We start from the raw sequence: 13889 nt of genomic DNA on the forward strand, positions 1-13889 counted from the left end.
GAAACTTATACCCCCGGCCACGAGGAAGCCGATGACGACCTCACCCCTCGAACGGGCTGCCGACTCCTTCGCGGCCGAACTCGCCAGGCAACGGACCGGGCGCGGGCTGTCCAAGAAGCAACTGGCCGTCCTGATGGGGTTCGACCCGTCCTACGTCAGCCACGTCGAGGGGCGCCGGCACCGCCCGACCGAGGACTTCGCCCGCCGTGCGGAGGCCGTCCTGGAGGCGAGCGGCGCGATCTGGCAGCGCTTCCGGGAGTACGACGACCTACGGCACGCCCGGGCGGGTCAACCGCATCGCGAGCCGTACCTGCCCGGCCAGTGGCTGCCACCCGGCACCGGTCTGGTCGTGGAACGGGAGCTGGCCACCCTCACCCACGTCGACGAGGGCTACCGGTGCGTCATCCACCGTGAGCTGTACAACGCCGGCACCGAGCCGGTCACCCGCTACCTGGTCCGGGTCGCCGTCGACCGCTACCCGAACGACCCCGGCCGCTCCAACCGGCACCATCGGGAGCATCCCCTCACCTTCGCCGAACTGCAGATACAGGCCCGTCGAGACGACGGCGGCGGAGACCCGGAACCGATGCACTGGCGAGCCAAGCACGATCGGGACGCGTTCAAGGAGATCTGGCTGCTCTTCGAGAACGGGGAGCGACGCTTCCCCCTCTACCCGGGCGACCGGGCCACCATCGAGTACGCGTACAGCGTCGGGCACGAGAAGTGGGGCCCCTGGTTCCAGCGAGCCGTCCGACTGCCCACCCGGCAGCTCGCCGTACGCCTGGACCTGCCCGCGGCCCTCGACCCCCAGGTCTGGGGCGTGGAGACCTCGCTCAGCGCGGAGGAGGGCCCGCTGCGGACGGCGCCGCAGCGTCACGACGAGGGCGACCGGGTGATCTACGACTGGCAGACCGACGACCCCCCGTTGAACGCCCGCTACCGGATGCAGTGGCGGTTCCGTGCCCGCCCGGACACCGAACCGGACGTCGGCCCCGGCGGCGCCCGGGTCCGACCCAGCGACCGGATGCGCGGCCTCGGCATCGTGCAACGCGGGGACGACCTGCTCCGCCAGCGGGCCCGCCCGTTCGACCTGCCCGCTGAGGAACACGTCGCCCGGGACGTGGTCGACCGGCTCACCATGGCCCTGGCCCGGCTCGACGAGCTGCACCCGTTCAGCAAGGGGGTGGGCGTCGCCGCCCCGCAGTTCGGCATCGGCCGCGCGGCGGCCGTGGTGCGGCCCCCCGACCGGTCGGCGGAGCCGCTCGTGCTGCTCAACCCCCGGGTGGTCGACGCCGACCCGGAGACCGACGAGCAGTACGAGGGCTGCCTCTCCTTCTTCGACCACCGAGGTCTGGTGCCCCGGCCGCTGCGACTGGACGTGGAACACGCCCAGTGGGACGGCAGCCGGATCATCACGTCGTTCGAGTTCGGCATGGCCCGGCTGATCGCACACGAGATCGACCACCTGGAGGGCCGGCTCTACGTCGACCGGATGGCACCCGGCGTGCCGTTGGTGCCGGTGGAGGAGTACCGCGAGACCGGGCACCCCTGGCGCTACTGACCAAAGAAGGGACCGGGGCGCGTGCCCCAGGGGGCAGGGGCACGCGCCCCGGTGTGGGGGGAGGAACGTCTAGAGGTCACCGAAGGTGTCGTAGCGGATGTTCGGTGGCGGCACGTTGTCCGCGGCCAGCACCCGCAGGGTGGAGCGGACCATCCGGGCGGCACCGGAGACGAAGCAGTCGTGCGTGGTCCACGGGCCGTACCGGGCCACGACCTCCGGGATCTCGCCCTGCTCGCCGTCGAAGTCCGGATCCTCACTGCACGCCGCGGTGACCGACAACCACGGGTGTACGGCCACCAACTCCTGCAACCCGTCCAGGCCGTACAGGTCGGCCGCCTGCCGTGCGCCGTAGAAGACGTGCACCCACCGGGTGCGGTTGAAGGTGGCCAACTCCTCCACCAGCGCCTTGATCGGCGCCAGACCGACGCCGCCGGCCACACAGAGGATGTCCCGTTCCGAGGCGCGGTCCAGGACCATCGACCCCATCGGCGCCGCCAGGCGGAGCAGGTCACCCGGCCGCACCCGCCGCACCAGGGCGCCGGACAGCCAGCCGGCCCCCGGAGACCGCACGTGGAACTCCAGCACGTTGTCGTCGTTCGGGGCGTTCGCCACCGAGTAGTTCCGCCACACCCGGGGGTGGTAGCGCGGAGCCTCCAGGCTCACGTACTGCCCCGCCTGCCAGCGCAGCGGATGCTGCAACGCCCGGCAGGTCAACACGGCGGTGTCCGGGCCGTACCGCTCGTGGGTCAGCACCTCGGCGTGCCAGAACGGCGGGTCGTCGTCGGAGGCGGCACCGGCCACCATCAGGGCGGCGATCGCTGCGTACGCCTCCCGCCACGCCTGGTCGTACTCCAGGTTCCAGCCGTCGCCGGCGGTGCTGCGCAGCGCGTCCAGCAGTGCGACGCCCATCGTGGCGTAGTGCCGCTCGTCGACGTGGTACTTGCGATGGTCGCGGCCCAGCGCCCGGAGGAACTCGTCGAAGCTCTCCGGGTCGTCGACAGTGTGGATCGCCGTGATGATCGCTTCGAGTAGACGGTCGCCCTGGCCGGTCATCTGCACCGGGAAGAGCTGCCGCAGGGCGGGGTCGAGCAGGAACAGCCGAGCGTAGAAGTGACCGCTCAACCGGACCCGGTCGTCCTCGACCAGGGTCCAGCTCTCCTTCAGCAACCGCGCGAGGTTGTCCACGGACGCTCCTTCTCCAGACGGCAACGGATCGGGCGCTCATAGAATCTCCACGGAGCGTGTCGACTGGTCGCACAGAATGTGCGATCGGCTCATGGTGGCCGGTCGGCCATGTCACGGGTGCCGTACGTCGGGCAGAGTGGTGCGGTGACCGTAGAGCTGACCCGCCCGGTGTCCCGCCGACTGCTGGGCACCGAGACGCTGCTGGTCCTCGGCCTCTCCCTCGGCCAGTCCGCGATCTACGCGGTGGTCTCGATCATCGCGAAGTTGACCGCCGACGGTCCGCTCTCCAAGCAGACCGCCTCGCTGAACACCTCGGCGTCGGCCCGCCCCTGGCTGGACCTCACGTACCAGCTGCTCGGCATCGTGTTCGCGCTGCTGCCTGTGCTGCTCGCCGTACACCTGCTCAGCCGTGACCCCGGCGACCCGGCGCGGACCCTCGGCCTGGACGCGCGGCGGCCCGGTCAGGACGTGGTGCGCGGCGCCGGCCTGGCGGCGCTCATCGGCCTACCCGGGCTGGCGCTGTTCTGGGTGGCGGCCCACCTGGGCCTCAACGCCACGCTGGTGCCGGCCGCGCTGCCGGACGTCTGGTGGACGGTTCCGGTGCTGATCCTCGCCGCCGTGCAGAACGCCGTGCTGGAAGAGGTGATCGTGGTCGGTTACCTGGTCACCCGGCTGCGCCAGCTCCAGTGGCGGCTGGCCGCGATCATCGCGGCCAGCGCGCTGCTGCGCGGCTCGTACCACCTCTACCAGGGCTTCGGCGCGTTCGTCGGCAACGCGATCATGGGCGTCGTGTTCAGCCTCTTCTACCTGCGCACCCGGCGGGTGATGCCGCTGATCATCGCGCACACAGTGCTCGACGTGTTCGCCTTCGTCGGCTACGCGCTGCTGCCCCGCGAGTGGTTCGACTGGCTCTGACCGGTCAACGCCCGAGTAAGCAGTGGCAGGTTGGTTGACACGGGGAACATAATCGATGAAAGTCAATCTATCGGTGGGCTGAACGAGCTCCGTCCCGTCCCTGAACACCGTTAGGAAGGGAAGCTCATGCGCAGATTTACCAGCCAAATCGCTGCGGGTCTCGCCGCTGCCTTGATCACCACACTGGCCGTGACGATACCGGCGTCGCCCGCAGCCGCTGTCGAGACGCTCAAGGTTCCCGACACCGGCCTCGTCTTCTACCAGGCATACACGCAGATCATCGTAGGCAGGCAGGCCACGCCCGACGATATCTGCCGCCCGGTCCCGGCCGAGGCGATCTGGGCGATCGGCTGGAACGGCTTCGGTTCCGTCTCCGGCTACCAGACCTCCGACTGCACCGGCGCTGCGTCCGAGCTCAACAACTTCCACAGCTGGCCGTACGAGGGCTACTACCTCTCCTACCGGGCCGGTTGACCAGCGTTCCCAGTGGTCGAGCGCAGACGGCCACCGGGAAAGCACCGATCCGGAATTGCCCGGATCACCCCGCCGGCCAACGAGCGACGCCGGGACGTTGCCGGGCTGGCCAGAGTGGCATACCTCTGGCAGGCGATGGTGCCGCTAGTTAGGGGGCCTCGTCGGGGTCGACCAGGGCCCGGGTTACGACATCGCCCGCATCGGCGACCCCACCGCCGTGGCGGCCGATTTAAGCGGGCCGCCGGTCGGGTCGGTAGACGGCCACCGTTCGGGCCGCGAGCCGGTCGGCCGCCGCCGCGTCACCCAACGCCGCGGCGAGCACCGCCGCGCCCGGCAGCAACCGGGCCACCAGCCGCAACGCCACCCAACCACCGGCCTGCGCCGTGAGCGGCGCGGCCAACCGCCAAGCCGCCTCCGCCGCCCGCGGCCACGCCCCCTCGACCGGGTCACCCGGCGTCTCGGCGGCGGTCAGAGCCGCCGCCGCGCTCGCCCGATCCGGGTGCACCTGGGTCAGCACCAGCAGGTCGACGGCCCGGTCGGGATGCGTCGGATCCTTGCCGTACGCCGCGGCCAGGTGCAGCACCAGCTCCGAGTGCGTCCACAGCACCGCCGCCAACTCGGCCAGCGGCGCGAAGAAGCCTGCCAGCGCGGCGGTCGCCCCACCCGCACCCGCCGAGCGGACGAACCGCCGGGCCGCCAACCTTGCCAGGCCGTCCGCCGAGGCGTCGGGATACCGGTCGCGCAACCCAGCCGCCCACTCGGCCGCGCCGGGCCCGAACGCCCGCACCGCAGCCAGAGCCAACAGCTCCGGTGCGAAGCCAGGGTGGTCGAGCACGCGCGCGGCGACCGCGCGCAGCTCCGATTCCGGGGTACGCCCCAAAGCCGGCTCAGCCTGCCGCACGGCGGGTGCTGCCGGGGTCCGCTGCTCGGTGGGTGCCGTCTGCGGCCTGACCACGGGTTCGGGGGCGGGCTTTGTCGGCGGGGTGCTCTTGGTCGGCGTGGTGCTCTTTCGTGGGGTGGCCGCGCGCTTGGTGGTCTTTGTGGCTTTGGCCGGGGCCGTTGGCGTCATGGTGCTCGCCTCGCCGGAGGTGCTCGCGGCTGTGGTGGTCTGCGGTTCGGTCGTGGTCTGCGCTTCGGTGGTGCTCGCGGCTTCGGTGGTGCCCACGGCCTTGGTGGGTTTTGCGGCGCGCTTGCGGGGTGCCGGCGTGGCCGGGGTCACCTCGGCGGGCGTGTCGGCTGCCTGCCGAGGGGCAGCCCTGCGAACAGGGGCGGTCCGCGCCTTCGGCGGGGTCGATGCGACGCCGGTTGCTGGGCTCGGTTGGTCGCCGGTCGGCTGCTCCGCGTGGTCCGGTTGCTCCGCGCTGGCCTCGGTGGTCAGCTCGGCCGGCGCGCGTCGAGGCTGTCGAGGCAGGGGGCGATCCGGCTCCGGTGGCTGGAAGAGCACCGCCGGGGCAGCCTTGGCCCGTCGAGGGCGCTGGCTCGCCGAGTCGGCTGCCGGCGATGCCGGCGTCTCAGCCGGCTCCGCCGCCTCGGTGGGCTCCTCGGCCACTGTCGGCGGCCGGAAGGTGGCCCGTGGAGAGCGCCGACGCGCTCGTTCAGCAGGCTCTCGACGGGTCGACTCGCTGGGCGGCTGCTCCTGCATATCGATGGAGCGTAGTCCCGATCACGCCGGCGCACAGCGTGGAAACACGGAGGCGGGCGGGTCGCGGTGGGCGTACCCCGGAAGTCGTTTTGCTCCCGGTGGGTGGCGACCTGTATCCTCGGGCGCGGTGGTCTGAGGATCACCAGGGAGACTTCGCCTAGTCTGGTCTATGGCGCCGCACTGCTAATGCGGTTGGGGTCTTAAAGCCCCTCCCGGGTTCGAATCCCGGAGTCTCCGCGCGAAAGCCGGGTGTGTACACTGGCTGAGCACAAGCGCCCGTAGCTCAATGGATAGAGCATCTGACTACGGATCAGAAGGTTAGGGGTTCGAGTCCCTTCGGGCGCACAGATAGCCCTCTAGCAGGCCCAACGGCCGCTAGGGGGCTTCTTTCTGTCTAGCCACTCAGCGCTACAGAATCTTACTCTCCGCGCATGGTCCAAGATCAACTCGCTCCACCTCGACGCCTACGAGCGTGACCTCAAGATCCGTAACCGCAGCCCTCGGGCGGCCCAGAACTACCGGGAGGCGCTGCTCCAGTTCTCGGCCTGGGTAGACGAGGCGGACCTCCTGGAGCTGAGCCGGACGGAGGCCGGGCCCAGCGCGGGTCTTGTACAGGAACGACATCGCGGCAAAGTGAGCCGCCTGCAGCTCGCGTGCGGTGCAGCCGACGTAGCGACGCAGCGCATGCGCGAGGTGGGCTTGGTCGAAGTACCCCAAGGTCTCGACGACTGTGCGCCAGTCAAGGCCGTCACGCAGCATCGTGGCTGCGGCGTTTGCGCGGTCGATCTGCCTCACGGCGGTTTGCGACAGTCCAATGATCGCTCGGTAGCGACGCTGCAGGGTTCGCTCGGTCGGGCTGGCTTCGGGATGCTCGGCGATTTCCTTCTCGTCCCCGAGATGCGATCGCACCAGCAGACCCGCGTCCTGCAATCGCCGGACGAAGTGCTCGACGTTCTCGAACGTCGGCGCCTCCCAGCTTTCGCCGCCGATGACGATCCTGCCCGATTCCGTCACTGGAACGGCACGTACCCGTCGACGATCGTGGCTGCGGGATGCGGCCGAAGAACCGCGCCGAATGCGAACCGGACCCCGAGGAACTCGGTGCCCGGCGGGACCGGTGCCGTGGTCGCCCTCGTTTCCGGCCCGCGCAGGCTGGCGAGTAGGCGTCCCTGCGCCCGCGAGAGGATCAGATGCCAGCAGGTGCGTGCCGCAGACGTCATCGTCTCCTCCGCGTCGGAGCGGGTGCGCCACACGCGGTCGACGAGGCTCACGTCGATCTCGGTGTCGCGATGCTCGAACCGCAACGCCACGGCCTCCTCCGTCGTCAACCTGCCGAGGTTCCCTCCCGAGGCTAGCGACGTCGACAACCAGGACCGACAACCTCCAGGAGCGCTGCTCCTTGGCGCGCCGGTGGCATCGCTGTGAGTACGCGTGCGGATGGCAGGTGCGGCCGGGGCGACCAGAATTCCCTCCATGCGAACGCGAATCATGATCGCCCTGGCCGCAGTCGGTCTGGGTGGGCTGATGGCCACCACCGGTTGCTCGTTCCGGGAGAACATCTGCGCTGGCGGTGAGTATCCGGCGATCGCGGTGGGCGGGCAGGGCGGCAGCGCCTGCTTCCCGGATGGGGAGGAGCCGACCCCGCCGTACGTCCGCTACCCGGAGGGCAAGGTCCCGCAGCACGTCGACGACGAGTGGGACGTCTATTGGCGCAGCCACGGCATCGACGAGAACAACAACATCATCGATACCTGAACCGGCCACCCGGAGGATCGTCGTCCGGCAGAGGAGCGACGGTTCGAGTCCCCGCGGTCGTTTCGCGAACGGCATCCGGTCCCGCCGCAGGTCCGATCTTCACGATCGAAGCTGTGCGGGACCGGATGCCTACCTCTTGCTACCCGGGTGCCGGGGCAATCTGGTGATCAGCCGAAGCAGTTGGGCACCGGCGGTGAGCTGGGCGTGCAGTTCGTGGGCCGGTTGCCGCTGATCACCGTTTTCTGGTCCACGGTGACCTGGCCGCCGTCGTTGAAGATCCCGCCGGGTGCCAGGAAGGAGATGTTGTCGGTGACCTTGCTTTCGGTGAGGGTGAGCCTGCTGTTGTTGTAGATTCCGCCGCCCTGGGAGTTCGTGCCGATGGCCCGGTTCCGGTCGACGTGGGTGCGGCGCAGGACGACGGTGCCGCTGCCGTTGTAGACGCCGCCGCCGTGTTCGATGGTGCTGTTCGTGCTGGCGGTGTTCTCGCTGATCGAGGTCTCTTCGGCAACGAACTGGCCGATCTGGTTGAAGACGCCGCCACCCCGTTGGCCGGCTTCGTTGTGGTGAACCTTGCCGTGCCGGAGTTGGAAGACGCCGTCGGAGAAGATTCCACCGCCCTCGCTGCCGGCTCGGTTGTCGTTGACTTCGACGTTCCTGGCCTCGGTGGTGGAGTTGATGCCGCCGCGGATGCCGCCGCCACGGAAGCCTGCGGTGTTGTTGTCCAGGTGGACGTTCTCGAGCACTGCGACGCTGCTGTTCGACAGCCCGCCACCCGCGCCACCGAGGGGCAGAGTGCTGAAGACCCCGATCGTGTTGTTGTAGCTCAGCCGGGTGTTCTGCACTGTGAGGTTGCCGTTGTTGAAGATGCCGCCACCGTCGAACAGGGCGCTGTTGTTGCTGATGATGCTGCCGCTGTCCTTCTTCTTGTCCTTGTCCTTGCCGTCCCAGTCCTTGCCGTGGTCGGCCCCGCCGAGGATCTTCGTGACGCCGAAGTTGGCGATACCGCCACCCGGACCGTTGGTCTGGTTGTAGACCACGTGGGTGTTCTCGATGACGGCCTTGCCGCCGATGTCGATCCGGATGCCACCGCCGCCTCCGCCGATTCCACCCTCGGCTTGGCCGCCCTTGATGGTGGTGTCGCGCAGCGTCAGGTCGCCTCCGGCTCCGACCTCCAGGATCCGGAACGGGGTGGCGTTGGCCGCGCGGACGATGGTGGACCCGTTTCCGTCGATCACGACCTGCTGGGTGATGATCGGCAGGCCGACCGCGCCGAAGGGCACCGGTGGCTGGGGTGCTGACCTGTTGAGCGTGTAGGTGCACTTCTCCGCGAGCCGGAGCTTCGCCCCGGAGTCGGCGTTCGCGCGGACGATCGCCGCGATCAGCTCGTCGGCGTTGCAGGACACGGACCGGAAGTCGTCGCCCCTGTCGTCCCGACGGTCGTTGTCAGTCTTGTGGTCCTTGCCGTCGCGGCCGCCCGGGTCCTGGCCTCCGTGGTCGTCGCCGTTGCCCCGGCTGCCCTCGGCGAGGACCTGGGTTCCGGCATTGGAGGGGTTGCTGCCGCTCTTTCCGGCCGCTCCGCTCACTCCGGCCGCGGTGAAGGCGGCCAGACCGACCACTCCGGTCAACCCGGCCACCCCGGCGACGAGCCAGCGGGCCCGGCGCCGCTTCGGCGGACTGGCCTGGCCTGCCGCTACTTCGCTCATGTTCGGGTGCAGATGGTTGGACATCGAGCTACCTAGCCCTTCTCCGTACACCAGGTTTCCGCACGTCACAGTCGGTGCAGAAGGCGACAAATCGGTTATCGCCACCAAGGCGAAGGTAGTCGAGCGATCCTCACATCAAACGGTCTTATGCGAAAAAAGCCTACATTCGGCGTACGTGCCACTGGCACCTCCGCAGCACCATGCGCCCTACCGGCACCTCGCGTCCCGCTGGGCAGGAACCACTCGTCTTTCATGAAGTCGGGGTATCCCTGGGGCCTGGACACCCCGACTTCATGAAAGCGGAGTGGATCACTCGCCCGGATCACCGAGGCCAGGGGCGGCAAGCGGCACGACGGTGAGTGGCGGCCGGCGACGCAGGGCGCCGCCGTCTCGCCGGGCAGGACGCCGGGGTGGCTGGCGCTTGACGCGGGCCAGATCAGCGACAAGAATTTACATGAATCGCTGTTAGCGTTAACAATCCGTCCCAGTGCTGCGACGGCATCGTCATGCCGATGTCGCGGCGGTCGCGACGGCCTGACTCCTCGGTCAGCACTACCACTGCAGGGGAGAAACCTATGCGAACGAGGGCAAGATGGCTCGCGGCGACTGCCGCACTCGGTGTTGTCCTCGCCGGGGTGCTGACCTCGACCGGACCGGCCAACGCGGAATCCAATGGCGGGGTGCGAGTGATGCCTCTCGGCGACTCCATCACCGAGGGCACCCAGGTGCCGGGCGGGTACCGCATCGGGCTCTGGCAGCGGCTCGTCAACGGTCGGTACACTGTGGACTTCGTCGGGTCGCAGTTCAACGGGCCTGCAAGCCTGGGTGACCACGACCACCAGGGACATCCCGGCTGGCGCATCGACCAGATCGACGCGAACATCGTCGGCTGGCTGAACACCCAGCGGCCGCAGACGGTTCTGCTGCACATCGGCACCAACGACATCCTGCAGAACTACAACGTGAGCACCGCGCCGAACCGGCTCTCCACCCTGATCGACCGGATCACCACCACGGCTCCCACCGCAGAAGTGTTCGTCGCGCAGATCATCCCGCTCTCCAACAGCAACCAGGAGGCGGCCGCACGCACCTTCAACGCGGCGATCCCCGGCATCGTGCAGAGCAAGGTGAATGCCGGCAAGCGGGTACGCCTGGTCGACATGCACAGCGCACTCACCACCGCCGACCTGATCGACGGCGTCCACCCCACGTCCGGCGGTTACGACAAGATGGCTGCCCGCTGGTACAGCGCGTTGCAGTCGGTGCCCGGCAGCATCGGCAACCCGGGGAGCGGCGGCGGGCAGACCACTTCGATAGTGGGTGCCCTGTCCGGTCGCTGCGTCGACGTCCCCGGCTCCTCCACCACCAACGGCACCCAGGTGCAGTTGTGGGACTGTCACGGCCGCACCAACCAGCAGTGGACCTACACGAGCAGCAAGACGCTGACCGTGTACGGCAACAAGTGTCTCGACGCCGCCGGCTATGGCACCTCGCCGGGCACCCTGGTCACCATCTACGACTGCCACGGCGGAACGAACCAGCAGTGGAACGTCAACGCCAACGGCACCATCACCGGGGTGCAGTCCGGCCTCTGCCTGGACCCGTACAACGTGGGTACGGCCAACGGCACGAAGCTCGTCCTCTGGACCTGCACCGGCCAGACCAACCAGCAGTGGAGCCGCCGATAGCTCGTGCGGTCGCGCCGGGTGGTCGGATCGCCTGTGATCCGACCACCCCGTCGGCACCTCCGTTAGGTGAATGGTCGTTCAAATCGGGTGCCATATTGATCGTTCTACGCATGCTGTCCGTGCAGGAGAAAAGTGGGCGTAGGTGCGCCTGCCTGAAACGGAGGAATCGCATGCTCAGCACGTTTCACTCGCGGGTCCGAGCGGTTGCCGTCGTCGGTATGGCAGGTGTGGTGGCGGCGGTCGGCGCGGTGACCCAGCACGCGTCCGCTGCCGAGGTGGCCGCGCCAGCTGCTGTGGGCGCCGACGCACGCCGGGTCGACATCCCGCGCATCTCCTCGACAATCACGCCACCGGCGGGATCGCGCCCCGTCGGCGCGTACGTCGTCACTCGCGGAACGCAGACCTACACATGTGCTGGCGGTGTGTTCACCGGCGCCTCGGTGCCGGAGGCCCAGTTGATCGGCACCGGCGGCCGGGTCCATCACTTCAAGGGCCCGAGCTGGCAGTCCGAGCGGGACGGGTCAGTGATCACGGCGAAGAAGACCGCGGAGAGCCCACGGGCGGGGACCATCCCCGAGCTGCTGCTGACTGTGGACACCCATGCCGGCACCGGCATTCTCAGCAACGTCGCGTACATCAGCCGTCTGCTGACGTCGGGTGGCGTCGCCCCGGCCGGCGCCTGCACCGACGGCGCGACGGTGGCCGTGCCGTACGGCGCCGTCTACGTCTTCTGGGCCTCGAAGCGGTAAGGGTCTCGTTCCGGCGGAAGCCGCCCCTGCCCGGCCAGACGGACAGGGGCGGTTTCAGTAGCGTCAGCCGCGGCGAGGCGACAGGCCCCGGTCGTGGCCGACTGATGGACGGCATCGACGGGATTCGGTGGGCGGACGATAGGCTGCGGCCGGCGTCGGAGTGACCTGAGGGGAACGGGTGATGGGCGGAACGGTTCGCGCGGTGGTCGGAGTCTGCGGGCATCTGGCGTGAGCGAAGGGTTGCGTCCCGGTGACCCGGCACGCCTCGGTGGGTACGAGGTGCTCGACCGGCTCGGCGACGGGGGCATGGGCAGTGTCTTCCTGGCCCGTTCGCCGCAGGGGCGGCTGGTGGCGGTCAAGGTCGTCCGTGCGGACCTCTCTCACGACGAGGAGTTCCGGGGTCGGTTCCGTAGTGAGGTGAACCGCGCCCGCCAGGTTCCACCGTTCTGCACGGCCGAGGTCCTGGACGCCGACCCGGACCATGACCCGCCGTACCTTGTGGTGGAGTACGTCGAGGGCCCCAGTCTGGCCGAGGTGGTCCGAACACAGGGCCCGCTGGGGGCGGCGCGGCTGCACAGCATCGCGGTTGGGGTGGCCACCGCGCTCACCGCCATCCACGGCGCCGGGGTGATCCATCGCGACCTGAAACCGGCGAACGTCCTGGTCGCACCGGGTGGGATCAAGGTTATCGACTTCGGTATCGCCCGAGCGTTCGAGGCGACGAGCCAGCACACCCGGACCAACCAGATGGTCGGGACCGTCTCGTACATGGCTCCGGAGCGGTTCGACACGACGTCCGGTCGTCCGGCGGGCCCGGCCGCTGACATTTTCGCCTGGGGCGCCCTGGTCGCCTACGCCGCGACCGGCCGCAGCCCGTTCGGGGGCGACTCCCCTACCGCCACCGCGATGCGGATCCTCACTCAACCGCCGGACCTGACCGGGCTCGGTGGGCCGTTGCGGGAGTTGGTGTCCCGGGCGTTGGAGAAGGACCCCGCTGCCCGACCCACCGCCCGGGAGTTGCTGGACGGGTTGTTGACAGCAGCGTCTCCGGTGGGTGCCGGCGGGCCGGCTCAACTCCTGGGCGTGACGCCGCCGAGTGTGACGCCCGCTGCCGGTGGTGATGATCAGGGCGCGCTGTCGACGCCGTCGGGTCTGGCCACGGCCGGTCGCGAGGGTTCACGCGGACGTGGATGGCTCACCGCGCTGGGGGCGACCGCTGCGGTGATCGCCGTGCTGGTGCCCGCCTTCCTGTTCGGCCCGCACCTGTTGAATGGGCTGTCCAAACCGGACCGGGCCGGCTCGACGCCGAGCGGTAGCCCGACGACGAGCGGGCCGGCGGCCACGACGTCCACGCCCGCGTCGGGCAAGCCGTCCGCCTCACCGTCGACCAGCGCGGACCCGACCCAGGCCATGCTGGCCGGCCAGCGGCGAATCCTGCTGCACGTTGTGGAGATCGACCGTGACCTGTCGCTGCCGTCGCACGGCGAGGTCGAGGTCGGCAACGGAACCGGCAAGGATGCGCTATTCGTCCTCGAACCGGTCGGTGTCGACTACATGATCAAGTCGGTGAACCCGGACATCGCCCACCGACCGTGCCTCGGGGTCAAGCTCGATTCCGAGGGCAACAAGTTGCTCGTGGGAGCCGACTGTCGGCCGACCAAGGCAACCTTGTTCGCGATATACCGTGAGGGCAGGGACGACAAGGGGCGCCCCGCCTACTCCATCATCAACGACGAGTACGGCCCCGTGCAGTGGAGCCCGACCAAGAAGGAGATCTTCGTCGAGTTTCTCGGCGACGCCCCGCTGATCACCACGTTCAGCCTGGTCGATCGAGGCGCGGTCTGACTCGGACGTACCCCGGCACCTGCGGACCAGCCACTCGGTGGGCGTTGACTCGCACGGCGACCGTTTCCTGACCGTCGCCGCGCCAGCGCTCCTGCCGGTCGACCCGTCAGGCTGAGTTCATCGGTGTTACCAGCGAGCCGCTGGCGATGGGCAGCCGTCGATGTTAACGCGCTCGCGGGGCCTCCTCAAGGGCTCGGGGGTAGCCCGCGCGGGGGATCAGGGGCGATGCCTGCGGGAACGCGGTTCAAGACGTTGCACCCCAAGATCCGCAGCCCGGCAGCGGCAGATGTTCCCAGCACATTACGTCTTGACGAACGGCATGTTATCGCTCACAGTCGATGCCTAAGGACGACGACACCTCGGCTTTCCGGG

12 protein-coding genes and 2 tRNA genes are annotated in these 13889 nt (G+C 69.1%); 9 read left to right on the forward strand and 5 right to left on the reverse strand.

The annotated features are described in order from the left end of the window. Positions 1-31: 31 nt before the first annotated feature. Positions 32-1561, forward strand: a complete 1530-nt coding sequence (locus OG598_RS27805; RefSeq protein WP_328651725.1) for a peptide deformylase — start codon at positions 32-34, stop codon at positions 1559-1561. 69 nt (positions 1562-1630) lie between these two features. Here the strand turns inward: OG598_RS27805 and OG598_RS27810 are convergent, their stop codons facing one another. Next, complete coding sequence (locus OG598_RS27810) at positions 1631-2746, reverse strand: globin domain-containing protein (protein WP_328651726.1); 1116 nt, start codon at positions 2744-2746, stop codon at positions 1631-1633. A gap of 144 nt (positions 2747-2890) precedes the next feature. Between OG598_RS27810 and OG598_RS27815 the strand changes: the two genes are divergently transcribed. Both OG598_RS27815 and OG598_RS27820 read left to right on the forward strand, forming a co-directional pair. Further along, positions 2891-3661, forward strand: a complete 771-nt coding sequence (locus tag OG598_RS27815; protein WP_328651727.1) for a CPBP family intramembrane glutamic endopeptidase — start codon at positions 2891-2893, stop codon at positions 3659-3661. 189 nt (positions 3662-3850) lie between these two features. Next, positions 3851-4135, forward strand: a complete 285-nt coding sequence (locus OG598_RS27820; protein WP_328651728.1) for a hypothetical protein — start codon at positions 3851-3853, stop codon at positions 4133-4135. Positions 4136-4364: 229 nt separating this feature from the next. Here OG598_RS27820 and OG598_RS27825 read toward each other — a convergent pair whose 3' ends face one another. After that, the gene (locus OG598_RS27825) at positions 4365-5777 is read right to left on the reverse strand and encodes a hypothetical protein (RefSeq protein WP_328651729.1); all 1413 of its coding nucleotides are present in this window, start codon (positions 5775-5777) and stop codon (positions 4365-4367) included. A 146-nt stretch (positions 5778-5923) separates the two neighbouring features. Between OG598_RS27825 and OG598_RS27830 the strand changes: the two genes are divergently transcribed. Together OG598_RS27830 and OG598_RS27835 are read left to right on the forward strand one after the other, a co-directional pair. Beyond that, a tRNA-Ser gene (locus OG598_RS27830) sits at positions 5924-6014 on the forward strand. A gap of 35 nt (positions 6015-6049) precedes the next feature. Continuing rightward, positions 6050-6122, forward strand: a tRNA-Arg gene (locus OG598_RS27835). A 63-nt stretch (positions 6123-6185) separates the two neighbouring features. Here OG598_RS27835 and OG598_RS27840 read toward each other — a convergent pair. Further along, complete coding sequence (locus OG598_RS27840) at positions 6186-6791, reverse strand: helix-turn-helix domain-containing protein (RefSeq protein WP_328651730.1); 606 nt, start codon at positions 6789-6791, stop codon at positions 6186-6188. Next, entirely contained in the window at positions 6788-7105 is a 318-nt protein-coding gene (locus tag OG598_RS27845) for a hypothetical protein (RefSeq protein ID WP_328651731.1), read from the reverse strand. The genes OG598_RS27840 and OG598_RS27845 overlap by 4 nt, the downstream gene beginning before the upstream one ends. Positions 7106-7250: 145 nt before the next feature. On the opposite strand from OG598_RS27845, the gene OG598_RS27850 reads away from it, so the two are divergent. After that, entirely contained in the window at positions 7251-7532 is a 282-nt protein-coding gene (locus OG598_RS27850; protein WP_328651732.1) for an SCO0607 family lipoprotein, read from the forward strand. A gap of 167 nt (positions 7533-7699) precedes the next feature. On the opposite strand, the gene OG598_RS27855 is transcribed toward OG598_RS27850, so the two are convergent. Then, positions 7700-9259, reverse strand: a complete 1560-nt coding sequence (locus OG598_RS27855) for a hypothetical protein (RefSeq protein ID WP_328651733.1) — start codon at positions 9257-9259, stop codon at positions 7700-7702. A 551-nt stretch (positions 9260-9810) separates the two neighbouring features. On the opposite strand from OG598_RS27855, the gene OG598_RS27860 reads away from it, so the two are divergent. From OG598_RS27860 to OG598_RS27870, 3 genes are all read left to right on the forward strand, one after another. Then, the gene (locus OG598_RS27860) at positions 9811-10923 is read left to right on the forward strand and encodes an RICIN domain-containing protein (protein ID WP_328651734.1); all 1113 of its coding nucleotides are present in this window, start codon (positions 9811-9813) and stop codon (positions 10921-10923) included. Positions 10924-11093: 170 nt separating this feature from the next. Continuing rightward, entirely contained in the window at positions 11094-11672 is a 579-nt protein-coding gene (locus tag OG598_RS27865; RefSeq protein ID WP_328651735.1) for a DUF3455 domain-containing protein, read from the forward strand. Between the two features lie 228 nt (positions 11673-11900). Then, positions 11901-13517, forward strand: a complete 1617-nt coding sequence (locus tag OG598_RS27870; RefSeq protein WP_328651736.1) for a serine/threonine protein kinase — start codon at positions 11901-11903, stop codon at positions 13515-13517. Positions 13518-13889: the final 372 nt, after the last annotated feature.

This window comes from Micromonospora sp. NBC_00330 (assembly GCF_036136635.1).
GTDB lineage: Bacteria > Actinomycetota > Actinomycetes > Mycobacteriales > Micromonosporaceae > Micromonospora > Micromonospora salmantinae.